A 16,068-nucleotide genomic window follows, 5' to 3' on the forward strand; every position below is an offset into this window, starting at 1 on the left:
TACCATATAATACACGGTAGGATAGGCTAGTCCTACCATGTAATACACGGTAAAATCAGCGTTTTTATGTTAAGTAATGTTTCGCCAACAGTATCACATTCGGGGCGCATCTCACCCGAATACACCAGCCACCGTTTTAAGACAGTTAGCTAGAGATTCTTATCTAGCTACAGTTCGTGCTGTCGCCAGAAATGCTAATACATTTCCTGAAACTTTGGAAGTGCTAGCTAGTCACCCAGATTTGACAACTCGTTTGGCAGTTGTTCGCAATCCCAACACACCACCCCGCGCACTTACTCAAATTGTTCTGAGTACCCAAAATTCAGGAAATACGCCAAATCAAACAGTGGATATGCTCAAAAGTGCATTTCCCGGCAATCATAATGATGTGCTGCAATCAATAGCTGGTAATCCTCGCACACCTATAGAAGCACTAGAGATTTTAGCAAGAAGAGAATTTATTGGTGCAACACCCGATCCGCAAGCGTTTTTTCCAGCTACAACCGATGATAGGATAGTGCGATCGCTTGCATACAACCCCAGCTTAACACCGCAATTACTGGGCATTCTGATCCAAGATCCTTCTGTAGAAGTGCGTCTTTGTTTAGTTCGCCATCCCAATTTGACAGAGGCTTTGTGGTTGCGTTTGGCAGAAGATACAGCAATATCCGTGCGTGAAGCTGTTGCTGCTGCAATCAATGCACCTGTAAGCATTTTGGAATTACTGGCGCGGGATGAACAAGTAGAGGTACGAACCAAAGTAGCCACTAACCGCAATACACCAATTACTGTTTTACAACTTCTCGCAAGTGACGAAAACCCCAGTGTACGCACTGCTGTAGCTAGTAATCCTCAGCTAGCTGAAACAATATTGACACAATTGGCTAACGATGAAAAAGTCGAAGTCCGCCGTGCAGTTGCTCAAAATGCCAACACCCCTGCACCCATCCGCGAAACCCTCCGCGATTTGATTGTGCAACCTACCACCCGCCAAACTAGTCCCACCTTGCGCGGACTCAATCGCCTCTACAATCCCAACACTGATGATATAACAACCATACTTGCAGAATACGCGAGTTCAGAAAACGCCTTTGTACGGTTGGTGACACTGCTTCATCCCCAAACTCACCATGAAGTATTGACACAAGGAGCGCAGTCTGCATCCTGGCTAGAACGCTACGCCGTTGCAGATAACCCCGCGACTCCAAGCGTTTTACGCCAGCAACTTACTCAGGATAGCAATCGAATTGTCCGCGCAGCCGCTAGAGTTGAGTTGTGAATAATTGAGGATGTTGCAGATGGCATACATTGATTTCACACTCGCCAAAGTTCGAGAGACTTTTCAGCTTGTAATTGATGAAAAGCGTAATCTGCTCAAAGATGTGTCGCCTATTCAACCTTCCGCCACCTTAACAACGCTCTTAGAAGAATATACTCAACTAGCAACTGCCATCAACACTGAAAAAGCCCGTTCAGAATTACTAATTATGCCAGTTTTAACGGAAGTTAGACGGCAGTTAAACTATCAAATTTCTCTGTTTTCTGGTACAGATTTTGATGTAGATGCTAGTAAAGGATTGAATGGGTTTTGTGATTTCATTCTCTGTGGTTCTGAAGAACAGTTTTACATTAAAGCACCTGTAATTACAATTATTGAGGCAAAGAATGAAAATATTAAAAGTGGCTTAGGACAATGTATTGCTACTATGATAGCCGCCCAGTTATTCAATCAAAATACTCAACAAGAACTTAAGACAATCTATGGAGTTGTCACTAGTGGAACCAACTGGCGGTTTTTAATGTTGGAAGGACTAACAGCATACATTGATATAGTTGAATACTACATCAATGATGTTGATAAAATCCTGGGTATTCTGTTGCAACCATTTCAATCGGCTTTGCTATAAGTATCTTCCTAAATCAGCATCTTTCAAAAGTTTCGGTGCGTTACGTACTCCGTTATAACACACTTTACACATACTAAGCTATTACTCAATAACAATTAATTTCAACCTATTACACTATGCAACCACAAACAGAGCAAATTCTAGCAACACTACAAGTTATTATTGAGCCTAAATCAGGCTTTCATTTACCAGGTCATGAAGATGGTGGATATATTTGTCCATTTGTTTGGGATGCATCCCAAAATGGTGAATTTAATATACTAAATCTCAGCCGTTCTCAAGGCTGGTTAAAACTCACAGACACTGATGCTACCATTAAAAATTGGCAGACAATGGATTATGCAAATAATTTTAATAGCTTTTCTTTGAATTCATCTGATAAAACTGCTTGGGCTGACAAAATAGAAACTTTATTTCAAATACTGAGTCAGAGTTTGCAAGACATGGAATCTTTTAATGTAAAAACCTCCTCTTACTTTCCAGAAAATGATTCAGTTGGTTTGATTGTTGGTAAAACAACAGATGAAAATTGGGTTGCTGTTTGCCCTACTTTTTATAAAGAAACGAATATTCCGCAAGGGCAAATTTCTCGTTCTCCTGTGATTCATTCCATGTCTGCTCAAACATTAGGAGAAAATACGCTAAATTTAGTCTCGCAACTTCAAGCAATTACTTCAGAACTAGGAATAATTCATTTAGAAGGAGATTTGGGTGGTGGTTATTACTATAGTTACGATTATCAAATCGTCTATAGTGCTGCTGAAACTAAAGAACTAGCGATCGCACAGGCTTTACAAGCTTCGGGAGCGCTAGAAATCAGCCAATTTCAGAATTTTTACCCTGATAAAGAATACTTACAGGATTGGTATAGAAATTCTGAAGCAAAATATGCAAAATACGATAAATTAAACAAATTTTTAAATCATGCTTTTGCAAAAGTAATGATGTACAGATTTAGCTTTTGGACTCAGGAAAATATATACATAATTGGTGAAACTCAGTGTGGAGATTGGGCTGGTTTATATATAGAAAGTGAATTTGTGTATAATCCCTAATTTTCAATCCTACACTTCAGCAAAATAACTTATGCACTCTGAAACACAACAATTGTTGGGTACATTACAAATACTCTGCTCAAATTGGTTTGTTTGGGAAACGACAAACCAGGGTGAATTTAACATTTGGAATTTGATGATTTCCGAAGGTTTTGTTAATCTCACTGACATAGAACTTACTTTTAAACATTGGCAAAAAATTGAAGAATGGGGAACTCCTACTAATCAGGAAGCTTTGGATTATGAATACGCTCCTCTGCGTTCTGAACGTAAGGATAAAACTTGGAATGAAAGTATTGCTTCTGAACGCCAAGGATATTATCAAAAAATACAGCAGCTTCTCACTAACAATTTTAACAATTTGCAAGCATATAATTTATCTATTCCCAAAGCAAAATATCAAGATTTTGCATGGGAACATCCTGATTTTTCTGTGTCGATTGTGGTCGCTGAAACTAGCAATAATCACTGGTTATGCCTTGCGCCCATCGTCCCTGATCAAGTAAGCGACGATGTCTACGCTCCCCATCAACCTACGACGCAAATTGTTTGCGAAGAATCAATAAACGCAGTCAACGAAAGTTTGATAGCTGAATTTAAATCCTGTCTTGACGATCTCACCCCAATTACGATTTACGGCTACCACTACGGCGGATATAACTGCACTTATCAACATCATCTCGTAGGTGCATACGCCAAAACTAAAACGACTGCCATTGAACTTGCGCTGCAAGCCGCAACAATGGTCATTATTTTAGAAAAGCCAAATGTTCATTATGCTGGTGATGCCTACGATAGCCTCAAACTCAGCGAGTTTATGAATCAGTGTCTGAGACATCGCACTCTCTACAATATTAGTTTTTGGGATGTTCGTTACACCTACCAAGGCGGACAAACCCCAGGGGGAGATTGGATAGGTGTACATTCAAGGAGCGAATTTGAGTACAATCCTTAGAAAGAGCGGTAAAAATATAATGTCTAAAAAGTCTGATTCGCAGTTCCAAAATCTCTTTACTTCACAAATTTGATTTGTGAGAATTGCTCATAAAGAATCTGCTTAAGATGCTACAACAGCAGCACGGTCATTTACTAACTTGCCATCTTCCATGTAGACGATGCGATCGGCAATATCTAGAATGCGGTTGTCATGAGTAACCAAAAGAATGGTACAATCTTGTTCCTTAGCTAATTTTTGCATGAGGTTGACCACATCTCGTCCCGATTTACTGTCAAGGGCGGCGGTGGGTTCATCTGCTAAAACAATTTTAGGACGACCAACTAAAGCACGAGCGATCGCAACTCTTTGTTTTTGTCCCCCAGATAAATCATCAGGATAATAATTCAGGCGATCTCCTAATCCTACCTCCTCTAATATCTGGGCTGACCGGGTTTTCATTTCTGTCGGCGAAATATTATTATGCACTTCCAAGCCCATTCTGACATTCTGGAGTACTGTCAGACTACCGTGCAAGTTGTGCGCTTGGAAAATATAACCGTTATTGCGTCGCACTTGGGTAAGTTTTGCTGTACTAGCGCCACACAGTTCTTGTCCCAATATCTGCAAACTACCAGATTGGGCAGAACGCAAGCCGCCTGATAAGGTGAGAAGTGTAGTTTTACCAGAACCAGAAGGCCCAGTCATAATAATAATTTCGCCAGCGTTAATATCCAGGTTGATATCAAAAAGAACTTGCTTGCGAAGTTGACCATGACCAAAGTAGTGGTCGAGATTTTTAACAGAGATGACAGGAGGCATACTAATTTTAGATTTTAGATTTTAGATTTTAGATTGGCGATTAGGGATTTCCCAGTCCCCAGTCCCCATTTTCTAAAACATATCTGCGGGGTCGGCAGACTGTAATTTACGAGTGGCGATCGCACCAGAAATTATGCACATAATCATAGTCAGCGTTAATACCGTCAAGGCTCGTGCTACGGTCATGTAAAGTGGTAAATTGGTGGCATTGCGAGTTAAAGCATAAAGTCCTAAAGGTGCGATCGCTCCTGGGATAAAGCCCAAGATGGCCAAAATTATCGCCTCTTCAAACACCACACCTAATAAGTAAAGATTGTTATACCCCATTGCTTTAAAGGTGGCGTATTCTTTAATATGAGAATTCACATCGGTAGAAAGTACTTGATAGACGATAATCACGCCCACCATAAACCCCATTGCTACACCGAGGCTGAAGATAAACCCAATGGCTGTATTTTTTTTCCAATAATCTGTTTCAAATTCGATAAATTCGTCTTTGGTGAAAACTTTAACATCATTATCTAGATGAGATTCTAAAGCTGCTTGCACCTGTTTTAAGTCATACCCTGGTTGTAATTGAACCAAACCTAAACTGACACTGCTGGCTTCTCGCTTCGGAAATAGCCGCAAAAAATTCTGGTCGCTGGTAATCAGGTTCCCATCAGCCGCAAAGGAAGCGCCGATTGAAAATAAGCCGCTAATGGTAATCGTGCGGCGGTCAATTTCAGTCGTCACAGTTTTCCCTTCTGCAACTTGAGCGATCGCTTCTTGATAATCTCCTCTAGAAGCACGATCAAACAGAAGGGTATCTGGTAGCTTCACCCGATCTATCTGACTGTTCACATCCGGTAAGTCAAAGGCTTGCTTTTCAGGATTGATCCCGATCACTAGCACAGATGTCTTTTGGCGTGTTTTAGGATTCTTCCAATCGACAATGTTGATATACATTGGTTCTGCTGACTTCACCCCTTGTACATCCATTGCCTGATACAGCCGCCGCCGCGTAAAGGTGGACGCATTTAACACGTTACGGGCTTGAGGGCTAACTAGAATAATATCGGCCTGGATACTGTGATGCAGCTTAGTATTACTTTCAAACAAGGCAGTCTGAAACCCTAGCTGCATGAACATGAGAACATCAGCGAAAGCAATACCTCCCAATGCCACCAAGAGACGGCTTTTTTCGTGACTCAGTTGCAACCATCCTAAAGGAGTTCGCTGCCGCAGTTGTTGAATAAATCCAATCATAGTTCAATCACCGCCTTTACTTGTAGATTGGTAAACTTGGCAGCTTTGGCGCTAGAAGCCTGATCTAGTCGCACATGAACTTCCACTACTCTGCCGTCAATATTGCTAGAAGGGTCACTGTTGACGAGATTTTGTCGCTGTACTTGCATCCCCATCCAATCGACGGTTCCCTGTAATTCTCCGGGAAGGGAATCGCTAATTATCTTGACCGATTGCCCCGATCGCACTTTGTTAACATCACTTTGATAAACTTCTGCAACTGCATACATCTGATCGGTTCGACCTAGTTCCACAATCCCGTCATTAGAAACGGTTTCTCCAGCTCGTGTATTAATCTTCAGAATTTGTCCCGCTTCGGGTGCGCGGACATAAGCCTGATCGAGTTGCGCTCTAATTTTTGCCACAGTAGCTTGAGCGCCCTCTACCTGTGCTTGGGCGTTGGCAATATCTGTAGGACGGACTTCAGCCGTTTGGTTAAGGGTGGCTTTGGCTTCGTTAATCTGTTGTTGCAAGCTAGCGAGGGTTTGGCTGCGGTTCGCTTTGGCTTCTTTAATCTGCTGTTCTAAAGTCGCAACAGTTCTGGTTTTGTTGGCTTGGTTTTCGATTACCTGTTGAGTAGAAGTTTCTGCACTTAGGCGTTTTTGATCGGCTTGCTGACTGGAAATTGCCCCTGCTTTGTATAAAGCGTCATAGCGTTGCACTTCTACTTGAGCGTTCCGCTTTTCGGCTGCGACGCGATCCACCGTTGCTTGTAAGCTTTGTCTTTGTCCTTGTAAGTCTGCTTCTAGGCGATCGATTGTGGCTTGCTGAGTTTTGATATTTCCCTCTAGTTCGACTTGCAGACGGCTTACAGCAGCTTGTTTTGCTCCAATTTCTCCCTGTTTGGCTCCCGCTTTTACCTTGTCAAGGCTGGATTTGGCAACTTGAACTTGTTTTTGGGCTTCAACCAAACTTGCTTGCAAGCGATCGCGACTATCCATAATTGCAATTACCTGCCCAGTCTTGACGCGATCGCCTTCTTTTACCAATAGTTTCTGAAGCAGACTTCCCTCAGTCGAAGAAGTTGCAGACAGTTTTATGACTTCTCCATTTGGTTCTAAGCGTCCCAATGCTGTAACTGTTTTTACTACTGGCTGAACAACTACCGGCGCTATTTGCTTTTCATTAGCGGTCGCCTGAAACTTTAGCACCGTATAAACACTAGCTCCACCTATAGCTAGAGATGCAATTATTGCTAGTGTAGTCGGCGATCGCCAAAGATTTTGGGAAGACTTTAAATCCTCTAATTTCCAGTTCTGCACCATAGTGTTCACCTTTTGCCATTAGGAACTTGTACTAAACTGTTCAGTTCAATTCATGCTAAACTAAACGGAGTAGTTTAGTCAATAGCAGAAAGCGAAAATTCTCAATTTAATATGTTGGCCCTGAGTTCTGCACCAGAATGCTTGTCACAACTGGGATGAATGACGTAGGGGAAATCGCCGCATCTATTAAAATTGTTTATCAGAGAGGAAGATTAAAAATGGTACGGATTAAAGGTGACGAAGTTGATCGAGATAATTCCGTTGATAAAGTGGAGCAAATTCTGCGAGGGGCAATGCAGGAGTTTCTCCAAAATGGCTATGCTGGTACAAGTATGGATCGGGTAGCAGTAGCGGCAGGTGTTTCTAAAGCGACAGTCTACAGCCACTTTCAAGATAAAGAAGGACTTTTTAAAGTACTGATTGAGCAACTAGCAAGCAAAAAGTTTAACTCTATATTTGGTGCAAAAGCTATTGAAGGAGAACCAGCAGCCGTACTGCATCACTTAGGAACCAAAGCATTAGAGCAGATGAATAACGACCAAGAACATAGTGCATTTATGCGAGTACTAATCGGGGAATCTGGTCGTTTTCCTGAGTTAGCTCAAATTTGTGTTCGGGCGATGATTAAGCCAGTGACGGAAACTCTCACTCAACACTTGGCCGCTCCTGAGCTAAATATACCTGACCCAGAGGCAACAGCGATGATTCTCTTAGGGACATTGGTGCATTTTCATATTACTCAGGATGTAATGCACGGGAAGGATATTATACCAATGGAAAGCGATCGCCTGATTGATGCCTTGATACACCTAATCACGAAATGCGCCGATTGATTTGGTTATATCCCGGCGCGTGGCGCTTGTTTGGTCGGAAAGTAAAATTGCCTTGAGTAACAGTTGACTGTTTTTTCTATAGAAGCTACAGTACTATCTCCGGCTTTTTTGGTTCCTTACAAGCTGCCACAAATATATCGTCTAGCGATCGCCAGATTAACTAGGCAGGAATAACTTGAACAATTAGTGCGCGTTTATCCAGCGACTGGATTTTACCTACTTGACTGAGATCATTTGCAATTCGGTCTAGCAGTTCTCCTGCTTGGTCACGATATTGATGTTCTCGGCCTCGTAAGCGAATCGCAAACTTTACTGAATCGCCTTTACTCAACCATTGAACTGCTTTCTCAATGCGTAAATTGTAATCAGCTACACCCACGTTTAGACCGAACCGAACTTCTTTTACCGTAGGTCTAGCACTCTGGCTTTGACGTTTTTTCTTTTGATACTGAAGCTTCCCATAGTTGAGAATCTTCGCGATCGGGGCGTCTTTACCTTGGGAGACTACAACTAAGTCAAGCTCTAAGCTTTCGGCTAGTTGTAGGGCCTCATTAGTATCGATCAGACCACGATTGTTATTCTCATGGTCAATCAAGAAGACGCTAGGTGACTTGATTTGTGAATTAATCAGTTGCTTTTGGATTGCGATAATGAATTTCTCCCATTTGTTCAATACTTTGCTTTACAAGCAGGTAATGCCAATTTAACACAACACTGAATCAGAGCAACTTTAACAACACAATGGACAGCAATCTGTTAGAATGCAGAACTGCGGCACTCGCTCTCAGTCTTGGCGCAACTGCCCATCCAGCCTTTCAATAATTTTTTATTCGTCCGCCTTAGACTGACGCCTCATTGGCGACAGGCCGATGTTATTTTTGGAGTCTTATGTCTTTTTCTCATCTCGGCTTGTCCAATGAAATTATCCGTGCCGTTACCGAACGAGGGTACACGGAACCCACCCCAATCCAGATGCAGGCGATTCCGGCTGTATTGTCGGGTAGCGATTTATTAGCTGGGGCACAAACTGGCACTGGAAAGACTGCTAGTTTTACACTGCCGCTCTTGCATCGGTTGTCGTCTAACAAGAGCAAAGGTACACCCAATGGATACCCACCAATCCGGGCGTTGATTCTCACCCCGACTCGCGAACTAGCTGCACAAGTAGAAGAAAGCGTGCGCGAGTACGGCAAGTACTTAAATCTAAACTCAATGGTGATGTTTGGCGGAGTCGGTATTAATCTGCAAAAACAGCGTTTGAGGGGTCGAGTGGATATTTTGGTCGCTACTCCAGGGCGACTGCTAGACCACGTACAGCAAGGCACGCTAAACCTATCGCATATTGAGGTTTTGGTGCTGGATGAAGCCGATCGGATGCTGGATATGGGCTTTATTAATGATATCCGCCGCATTCTCTCACTCTTGCCGAAACAGCGACAGAATTTGCTCTTTTTCGCGACTTTCTCAGACAAAATTAAGGCACTGGCCGCCGGACTGCTCAATCACCCGACGATGATTGAGGTAGCACGCCGTAACGTTACCGCCGACACGATCGCCCAGAAGGTTTATCAGGTAGACCGTGACAAGAAACGCCAATTACTTGCTCATCTGATTCGGCGAGATAATTGGTATCAAGTGCTAGTGTTCACTCGCACTAAATATGGCGCTGACCGTTTGGTGAAGCAGTTGGGTGAAGACCGGATTCAAGCACTGGCAATCCACGGTAATAAGAGCCAGCCGGTGCGTACCAATGCTTTGGCAAAATTCAAGAATGGCAGCTTACAGGTATTGGTGGCGACAGACATTGCTGCTAGGGGACTTGACATCAGCGAACTGCCCCATGTAGTTAACTTCGATCTTCCCAATGTACCAGAAGATTATGTTCATCGCATTGGGCGCACTGGTCGCGCTGGCGCATCAGGTGAAGCCGTATCGCTGGTGTGCGTCGATGAATACCCTCTATTGAAAGATATCGAAAAACTGATCGAGCAGCGCTTGCCAAGGGAAGCGATCGCTGGTTTTGCACCCAACCCTGATATTGAGCCAGAAGCGATCCCGAACGGACGGCAACACAGAGCCAAGCCCGGAGGTGACAAGCGTCCGGCTCGTACTCCTAAACCGTTACCACAGACATCGGCTAAACGTAAGGCAGCGCCACCTATCACCAATGGTGATAAACCTGGCGCTCGTTCATCTGCATCCCGCCGTTCTGCTAAACGCGATCGCTGATCTTCGTTCTTAGCCATTACCAAGAAATAAATTACCCAATCTTGTGGGGTGGACAGCATTCGACTGAGCGCTGTCCACCCTACAATAGACCTCTTGCATAAATCAATAAATTTGAACCCCACCCCCAACCCCTCCCCGCAAGCGGGGAGGGGAGACGAAGCGTAGCTTTGGCGGGGTGGGGTTCTTCGGCTTTAATAAGTAATCAAGCGGACATGATATAATTTGCCCTCGATGAACCGTTGAAACTCTCCTTTCATCAGATGCGATACTTCTAGCTGTGGAATGCTGAGGAGGTCACTAATTTCGCGCTGTTTCAAATTACGTTGCTTCAGAAGCCGGAGTACCTGAATCCCTATTTTTCCACGGGTAAAAAGTTGCTCTGCATCTTCTAAACCAAGTTAGCAAAGACGTTGCCGCTGCTTTCTTCAAAAACGGTTTCTTCTGTCACGATTGTTCTTCCCTCTCTAGCGCATCTTTATAGCGTTGTTTAATCAAGTCAACGTCAGTCTGTAAGGTTTTGATACCTTTCTTTGATTTCTGCTGATTTCCTATAAAAGCAAATCAGCACAATACCATAAAATGTCGTTTGTGCAACATTATGATGACTTTTAAGTAGAGGTGCTTGAGGGCAATGAGTGATGTCGGGATACCTCTGCGACACATCAAGAGTTAGGTTGGGCGTGAGTGCGATGCTACAACAAATCGGTGATGGAAAATAACCGTTGTCGATCTATTTTCTGAAGCTTGATTTTTTCAGCGTAGAAAGCCTGATAATAAGATTGATAACGCTCTGGTTCAGCTTCTGGATCGGTTTGTTGCCATAATTCCAAAAAGTGACGATAGCGTTTTTCCAGCATCACCAAATCCATGCAAGCGATCGCAGCTTGAACCACTAGCGGAGTCCGAGGTATTTCTATCTTCCATTTCTCGTTCAGATGAAACAGATGCGACACTAATCCCAAGTCTTCTGATAATTCTAAATATATGTTTTCCAGAGTTGAAATTAAATCTACCTGTTCCACCGCTCTTTCTAAAATCTGTTGCCATAAAAATCGGTGGTGAGAAAGGCTAAATTGCAAATCTCGTTCTTCTAGTTCGTCAATAATCGCTTGACGCTGTTCAGGACAATGTAAGTAAATCCTTAGTAATAACGCCTCTGCGTGTTCTAAAAGGCTGCGTTCTGTGGGGAGTGGAGAGTGAGAAACTTTGCCATCTCCCCATGCTTTCTTGGCTGACACTGGCTTCGAGTATGTAGCCGCAACCGGAGCAATTTGAGTTAAGAGATTTTCGACTCGTAGGGGTATAAGTCTGGTATCTCCCAAACTGAGTATTTCTGCACAATAAGAAACGTAATAGTTGAGTGTATCGCTGTTAGCTATATTTTTAAGTAATTTGACTAATTGCTGAGTTACTTGTTGAAAATCGGTAGCCTGTCTTAAGTCGCGGTCTTTAATAATTTCTTGAATCTGCCAATCCAACCAAAGTGGCGCATTCTTTAGCAGTTCTCCATAATCTTCTGGAGTGTGGCTATGCAAATATTCATCAGCATCTTTGCCATCGGGTAAATTGAGAATCTTTAGTTGAACTTCGCCTTTATATGCTAATTCGGCAATTTCACCGATCGCACGTTCGGCAGCATTGGTTCCGGCTTTATCAGCATCAAAGTTGAGTACTAATTGTTTCGATTCGGTGTAGCGTAATATTAACCGCACTTGTTCTAATCTTAAAGCTGTACCGAGTGAGGCGACGGCGTTATTAATACCAACGGCATGGAGGGCGATCGCATCAAAATATCCCTCTACCACCACCGCTTGATCGACTTGAGAAATCCCACCTTTAGCTTGATCCAAGGCAAATAATGTTTTACCTTTACTAAAAAGTTCCGTTTCTGGTGAATTCAGATATTTAGGTTGTTCATCAGTCAGGGTTCTACCACCAAAGGCAATGACACGCCCTTGGACATCACGAATAGGAATCATTAAGCGATCGCGAAATACATCATAATACCCGCCCCCTTCCTTGCGTGGCTTAATCAAACCCGCTTTTTCTAGTATTTGCGCTGGATAATGTTTATCTTCCACCAGATAGCGATGGAGAGTTTCCCAACCTGCGGGGGCATAACCTAAACCAAATTGCTGTATAGTTTCTTCTTTGAATTGGCGATTAGATTGCAAATACTGAAGTGCTTTTTGCCCTTGGGATTGTCTCAGGGCGTGTTGATAAAACTGTGCGGACGTTGCCAGAACTTCATACAACTGTTCACGCAAAGATAGCTGACGCTGTAATTCTTGGCGTTGTTCGGGTTCGAGAGTTTGCACAGGTACTTGATAACGCCGTGCTAAATCCAGCACCACCTCAGCAAAAGAACGCTTTCCCAACTCCATGACAAACTTAATCGCATTTCCCCCAGCTAAACAGCCGAAGCAATAGTACATCTGCTTGGTCTGGCTGACGGTGAAACTGGGAGATTTCTCATCATGGAAAGGGCACAAACCGACAAAATCCTTTCCGCTTTTGCGTAAAACTACGTATTCAGAGACGACATCTACAATATCAGCCCGTAGTTTAACTTCCTCAATTGTGTCTGGGTGCAAGCGGGGGATTTGCATGGCTTTGTCATTAGTCATTGGTCATTGGTCATTGGTCATGAACTTTGGAGAAATACCAAAGGACAAATGACAAAAGACTTCTGATAGCTATTATATTCTTGTTGCTAGACCAAGAATGATCTATACAATTGCTTACACTTAATTTTATCAGAGGAAATACTGAAAATGGGGCGTATTTTTATTTCAGCGGCTCACGGAGGCAAAGAAGCCAGAGGAATGGATGCAGGTGCGATCGCAGGTGGTACAACTGAAGCGAAAGAAATGATTCTGCTGCGGGATTTGATTGTCACGGAACTGAGGGCGCGGAATTTGGAAATTTTGGCGGTTCCTGATGACTTGAGTGCCGCCCAAACAATCACTTGGATCAATTCCCGCGGCCACCGGGGTGATATCGCCCTAGAAATTCAATCTGATGCAGCTAACAGCCCTTCTGTGCGGGGGGCTAGCGTCTTTTACATTGCTAATAATAGCGATCGCAAGAGTAATGCGGAACAGTTGCTAATGGGGTTGTTACGCCGCGTACCCCAATTACCCAATCGAGGAGTCAAGCCAGATACAGATAGTGGGTTGGGTAGTTTAGCATTCTGTCGCCAGACAACGATTCCAGCTTTAGTTATGCAAGTGGGGTTTCTCAGCAATCCAGAAGATCGGGCTTTGCTGCAAACCCGTCGCCGCGATTTTGCCTTGGGAATTGTCGATGGATTGGTAACTTGGAGTCGTGTAATTGACCCCACTCCTGGAACTCCAGTGGAACCAAATTATCCGGGAATTAATATTAATATTAACGGGCAAAATTACTCAGAGCAAGGAGTTTTAGTTAATGGTAATGCTTACATCCCCATTGATTTAGTAGATCGTCTACGGATTGACCTTTCAAAAGCGGCTAATGTCAATCGGATTACCTATCGCAAAGTAGTTTATGTCAAAGCGATCGAACTGCGAGATTTTAATGTTGCAGTCAATTGGGATGCTGCAACTCGTACTGTCAGCTTGCGCTCGAATTTAGTGGTTTGCCCTGGTCAATTTGAGCGGGTGATGTCAAACGGTAATACTTCCGAAATCCAGTTACAATTATTCCTGAGAAACAATAATGATAATGCTTTAGCAAAGTTTCCTGACATCCCAAAACTTTATCGAGAAGAAGCAGGTATAGAGGGAGTGAGCTATGATATTGCCTTTTGCCAAATGTGTGTAGAAACTGGATTTTTACGGTTTGGTGGTGATGTTAAACCTGAGCAAAATAACTTTGCCGGGTTAGGTGCGATCGGTGGTGGTTCGGAGGCTGCGTCTTTTGCAAGTGCCAGAATTGGAGTCAGAGCGCACATCCAACATTTGAAAGCTTACGCCAGTTTAGAGCCTTTAGTACAAGAAGTAGTAGATCCAAGATTTCGCTTTGTCACACGTGGAATTGCGCCATTAATTGATCAGCTATCAGGGCGGTGGTCAGCAGATTTAGATTATGGTACAAAGATTTCAGCAATGCTCAAACGACTATATGAATCAGCAGGACTTCTGTGAGTATTGAGTAACTTGTTATAGCAATTTTTTTAGGGCGTTGCGATCAAGCAATAATATTCAGAAAATTTCCGTTTAATTATGTTATGCGGAAAAATTTTTTATCACAGCAACGTGTATATATAGCAATTCTAAATCATTTGTGAAAGCTTCTCTTTTTTTTCTTCTCTAACGAGACGCTGCGCGTCTCGTTAGAGAAGGCGGTTCGTTAATTTTCACAACTCAGATAGGATTGCTATATGTAAAAATTCTATTTAGGGTAATTAGAGGGCAAAATTCAGGTATAATAGCCTGGATATAGATATTATCTCGAAAAATCCTCTAGTTCATGACAGTAAAGCTCAATTATGTGAGCAATATTAAAGCAAGTTCTTTATGAGTTTTTCCAGTGGTCATCGGCAAAGCATCTTATTTCTGGCTGCCAATCCTAAAGACACCACGCGTCTACGGGTCGATCAAGAGTTGCGGGACATTGGGGAAGGACTGCAACGCGCTCAAAAGCGTGACCAATTTCAGCTAGAGCAACGGTTGGCGGTTCGTCCTCGTGATATTCAACGGGCGATGCTCGATATCAGTCCGCAGATTATCCATTTCTCAGGACATGGGACGGGGGAACAAGGGCTAGTCTTTGAAGATGAAATTGGCAACACGAAGCTTGTGGACGGGGAAGCATTGGCAGGGCTGTTTAAACTGTTTGCTGACCAAATTCGCTGTGTTGTGCTTAACGGCTGTTATTCAGAAGTGCAAGCGAAAGCGATCGCTAATCATGTTGACTATGTAATTGGCATGAACCAGGCAATTGGAGATCGAGCGGCGATCGAGTTTGCGGTAGGGTTTTATGATGCGATCGGGGCAGGCCGTCCCATCGAGTTTGCCTACAAACTAGGGTGTGCAGCAATTGGGATGGCAGGCATTGCGGAACACTTGACCCCAGTGCTGCTAAAAAAATCCACATCTAATGGTGCCACTGTTCAACCCACCTCGGATACTTTTGTTCAACCTCCAGTTGAGCAATTACAGAATGTGCCAATCGATGTCTTTATCTCCTACTCTCATAAAGATGACGACCTGCTGTCAGAATTTGTGACTCATCTAGCTAACCTCAGACGGCAGGGTAAGATTACTGCCTGGTATGATCGCGCCATCGAAGCAGGAGAAGAATGGGAAGCTCAAATTAAGGGGCGACTAGAATCTGCTCGGATCATTTTGCTGCTGATCAGTCCCCCCTTCATGGGATCAGATTATTGCTATGACATAGAGATGCAGGGGGCGATCGCACGACACAATCAAGGCACAGCACGGGTGATTCCGATTATTCTCAGACCCTGTGATTGGAAAGATTCGCCATTCAGTAAGCTCCAGGTTCTACCAAAAGATGCCAAACCCATAACCCAGTGGAGCGATCGCGATGCTGCGTTTCTAAATGTGGTAGAAGGTATTCGCAAAGCGGTTAATTCCCTGTAAAATGAGTCAAAAAAGTAGATTACTCATAAAGACGGAGTGTGCTCATCGCGTAAAGGCAGAGTTAGAATCACTCCTTGGCAAAGTTCCGAATGTTCCTACCCTGATTTGTTTCTCTTCTAAATCTCAATACCATGTGGCTATCCAACTC

Annotated in this window: 13 protein-coding genes and 1 pseudogene; 8 read left to right on the forward strand and 6 right to left on the reverse strand. The window is 43.4% G+C overall.

The features are described from left to right. Window positions 1–76: 76 nt before the first annotated feature. The 4 genes from V7K62_RS23060 (at window position 77) to V7K62_RS23075 (ending at window position 3,917) form a co-directional block, all read left to right on the forward strand. Window positions 77–1,279 (forward strand): HEAT repeat domain-containing protein, encoded by a 1,203-nt coding sequence (locus tag V7K62_RS23060; RefSeq protein ID WP_334868195.1) that lies wholly within the window; start codon window positions 77–79, stop codon window positions 1,277–1,279. Between the two features lie 19 nt (window positions 1,280–1,298). Next, window positions 1,299–1,907: a hypothetical protein gene (locus V7K62_RS23065; protein ID WP_334868197.1), complete on the forward strand. Its 609-nt coding sequence runs from the start codon at window positions 1,299–1,301 to the stop codon at window positions 1,905–1,907. 116 nt (window positions 1,908–2,023) lie between these two features. Further along, window positions 2,024–2,962: a nuclease A inhibitor family protein gene (locus V7K62_RS23070; RefSeq protein WP_334868199.1), complete on the forward strand. Its 939-nt coding sequence runs from the start codon at window positions 2,024–2,026 to the stop codon at window positions 2,960–2,962. Between the two features lie 31 nt (window positions 2,963–2,993). Then, entirely contained in the window at window positions 2,994–3,917 is a 924-nt protein-coding gene (locus tag V7K62_RS23075; RefSeq protein WP_334868201.1) for a hypothetical protein, read from the forward strand. A 102-nt stretch (window positions 3,918–4,019) separates the two neighbouring features. On the opposite strand, the gene V7K62_RS23080 is transcribed toward V7K62_RS23075, so the two are convergent. From V7K62_RS23080 to V7K62_RS23090, 3 genes are all read right to left on the reverse strand, one after another. Next, window positions 4,020–4,718, reverse strand: a complete 699-nt coding sequence (locus V7K62_RS23080; protein WP_334868203.1) for a DevA family ABC transporter ATP-binding protein — start codon at window positions 4,716–4,718, stop codon at window positions 4,020–4,022. A gap of 72 nt (window positions 4,719–4,790) precedes the next feature. After that, window positions 4,791–5,966 (reverse strand): ABC transporter permease DevC, encoded by a 1,176-nt coding sequence (gene devC, locus V7K62_RS23085; RefSeq protein WP_334868205.1) that lies wholly within the window; start codon window positions 5,964–5,966, stop codon window positions 4,791–4,793. After that, a complete protein-coding gene (locus V7K62_RS23090) occupies window positions 5,963–7,270 on the reverse strand; it encodes an HlyD family efflux transporter periplasmic adaptor subunit (protein ID WP_334868207.1) in 1,308 nt (435 codons plus the stop codon). Before V7K62_RS23090 ends, devC begins: the two co-directional genes overlap by 4 nt. A 218-nt stretch (window positions 7,271–7,488) precedes the next feature. On the opposite strand from V7K62_RS23090, the gene V7K62_RS23095 reads away from it, so the two are divergent. Further along, window positions 7,489–8,103, forward strand: coding sequence for a TetR/AcrR family transcriptional regulator (locus tag V7K62_RS23095; RefSeq protein WP_334868491.1), 615 nt, complete (start codon window positions 7,489–7,491; stop codon window positions 8,101–8,103). A 160-nt stretch (window positions 8,104–8,263) separates the two neighbouring features. On the opposite strand, the gene infC is transcribed toward V7K62_RS23095, so the two are convergent. Beyond that, complete coding sequence (gene infC / locus V7K62_RS23100; RefSeq protein WP_181928348.1) at window positions 8,264–8,776, reverse strand: translation initiation factor IF-3; 513 nt, start codon at window positions 8,774–8,776, stop codon at window positions 8,264–8,266. Between the two features lie 215 nt (window positions 8,777–8,991). Here infC and V7K62_RS23105 point away from each other — a divergent pair, with 215 nt between their 5' ends. Next, the gene (locus V7K62_RS23105; RefSeq protein ID WP_334868210.1) at window positions 8,992–10,332 is read left to right on the forward strand and encodes a DEAD/DEAH box helicase; all 1,341 of its coding nucleotides are present in this window, start codon (window positions 8,992–8,994) and stop codon (window positions 10,330–10,332) included. A gap of 191 nt (window positions 10,333–10,523) precedes the next feature. Here the strand turns inward: V7K62_RS23105 and V7K62_RS23110 are convergent. Then, window positions 10,524–10,780, reverse strand: a pseudogene (locus V7K62_RS23110) (helix-turn-helix domain-containing protein). A gap of 244 nt (window positions 10,781–11,024) precedes the next feature. Next, window positions 11,025–12,941 (reverse strand): DNA primase, encoded by a 1,917-nt coding sequence (gene dnaG, locus V7K62_RS23115; protein ID WP_334868493.1) that lies wholly within the window; start codon window positions 12,939–12,941, stop codon window positions 11,025–11,027. Between the two features lie 165 nt (window positions 12,942–13,106). Here dnaG and tftA point away from each other — a divergent pair, with 165 nt between their 5' ends. Continuing rightward, window positions 13,107–14,459, forward strand: a complete 1,353-nt coding sequence (gene tftA, locus V7K62_RS23120) for a hormogonium tapered terminus morphoprotein TftA (protein ID WP_334868212.1) — start codon at window positions 13,107–13,109, stop codon at window positions 14,457–14,459. Between the two features lie 372 nt (window positions 14,460–14,831). After that, complete coding sequence (locus V7K62_RS23125; protein ID WP_334868214.1) at window positions 14,832–15,920, forward strand: TIR domain-containing protein; 1,089 nt, start codon at window positions 14,832–14,834, stop codon at window positions 15,918–15,920. Window positions 15,921–16,068 lie beyond the last annotated feature (148 nt).

Origin of the sequence: Nostoc sp. (assembly GCF_036917935.1) — a bacterium.
Taxonomy (GTDB): domain Bacteria; phylum Cyanobacteriota; class Cyanobacteriia; order Cyanobacteriales; family Nostocaceae; genus Nostoc.

Bases quoted from the DNA above. Each gene is read 5' to 3' on its own strand.
- V7K62_RS23060 (WP_334868195.1), top strand. From the start codon at position 77: ATGTTTCGCCAACAGTATCACATTCGGGGCGCATCTCACCCGAATACA.
- V7K62_RS23065 (WP_334868197.1), top strand. From the start codon at position 1,299: ATGGCATACATTGATTTCACACTCGCCAAAGTTCGAGAGACTTTTCAG.
- V7K62_RS23070 (WP_334868199.1), top strand. From the start codon at position 2,024: ATGCAACCACAAACAGAGCAAATTCTAGCAACACTACAAGTTATTATT.
- V7K62_RS23075 (WP_334868201.1), top strand. From the start codon at position 2,994: ATGCACTCTGAAACACAACAATTGTTGGGTACATTACAAATACTCTGC.
- V7K62_RS23080 (WP_334868203.1), bottom strand. From the start codon at position 4,718: ATGCCTCCTGTCATCTCTGTTAAAAATCTCGACCACTACTTTGGTCAT.
- devC (WP_334868205.1), bottom strand. From the start codon at position 5,966: ATGATTGGATTTATTCAACAACTGCGGCAGCGAACTCCTTTAGGATGG.
- V7K62_RS23090 (WP_334868207.1), bottom strand. From the start codon at position 7,270: ATGGTGCAGAACTGGAAATTAGAGGATTTAAAGTCTTCCCAAAATCTT.
- V7K62_RS23095 (WP_334868491.1), top strand. From the start codon at position 7,489: ATGGTACGGATTAAAGGTGACGAAGTTGATCGAGATAATTCCGTTGAT.
- V7K62_RS23105 (WP_334868210.1), top strand. From the start codon at position 8,992: ATGTCTTTTTCTCATCTCGGCTTGTCCAATGAAATTATCCGTGCCGTT.
- dnaG (WP_334868493.1), bottom strand. From the start codon at position 12,941: ATGCAAATCCCCCGCTTGCACCCAGACACAATTGAGGAAGTTAAACTA.
- tftA (WP_334868212.1), top strand. From the start codon at position 13,107: ATGGGGCGTATTTTTATTTCAGCGGCTCACGGAGGCAAAGAAGCCAGA.
- V7K62_RS23125 (WP_334868214.1), top strand. From the start codon at position 14,832: ATGAGTTTTTCCAGTGGTCATCGGCAAAGCATCTTATTTCTGGCTGCC.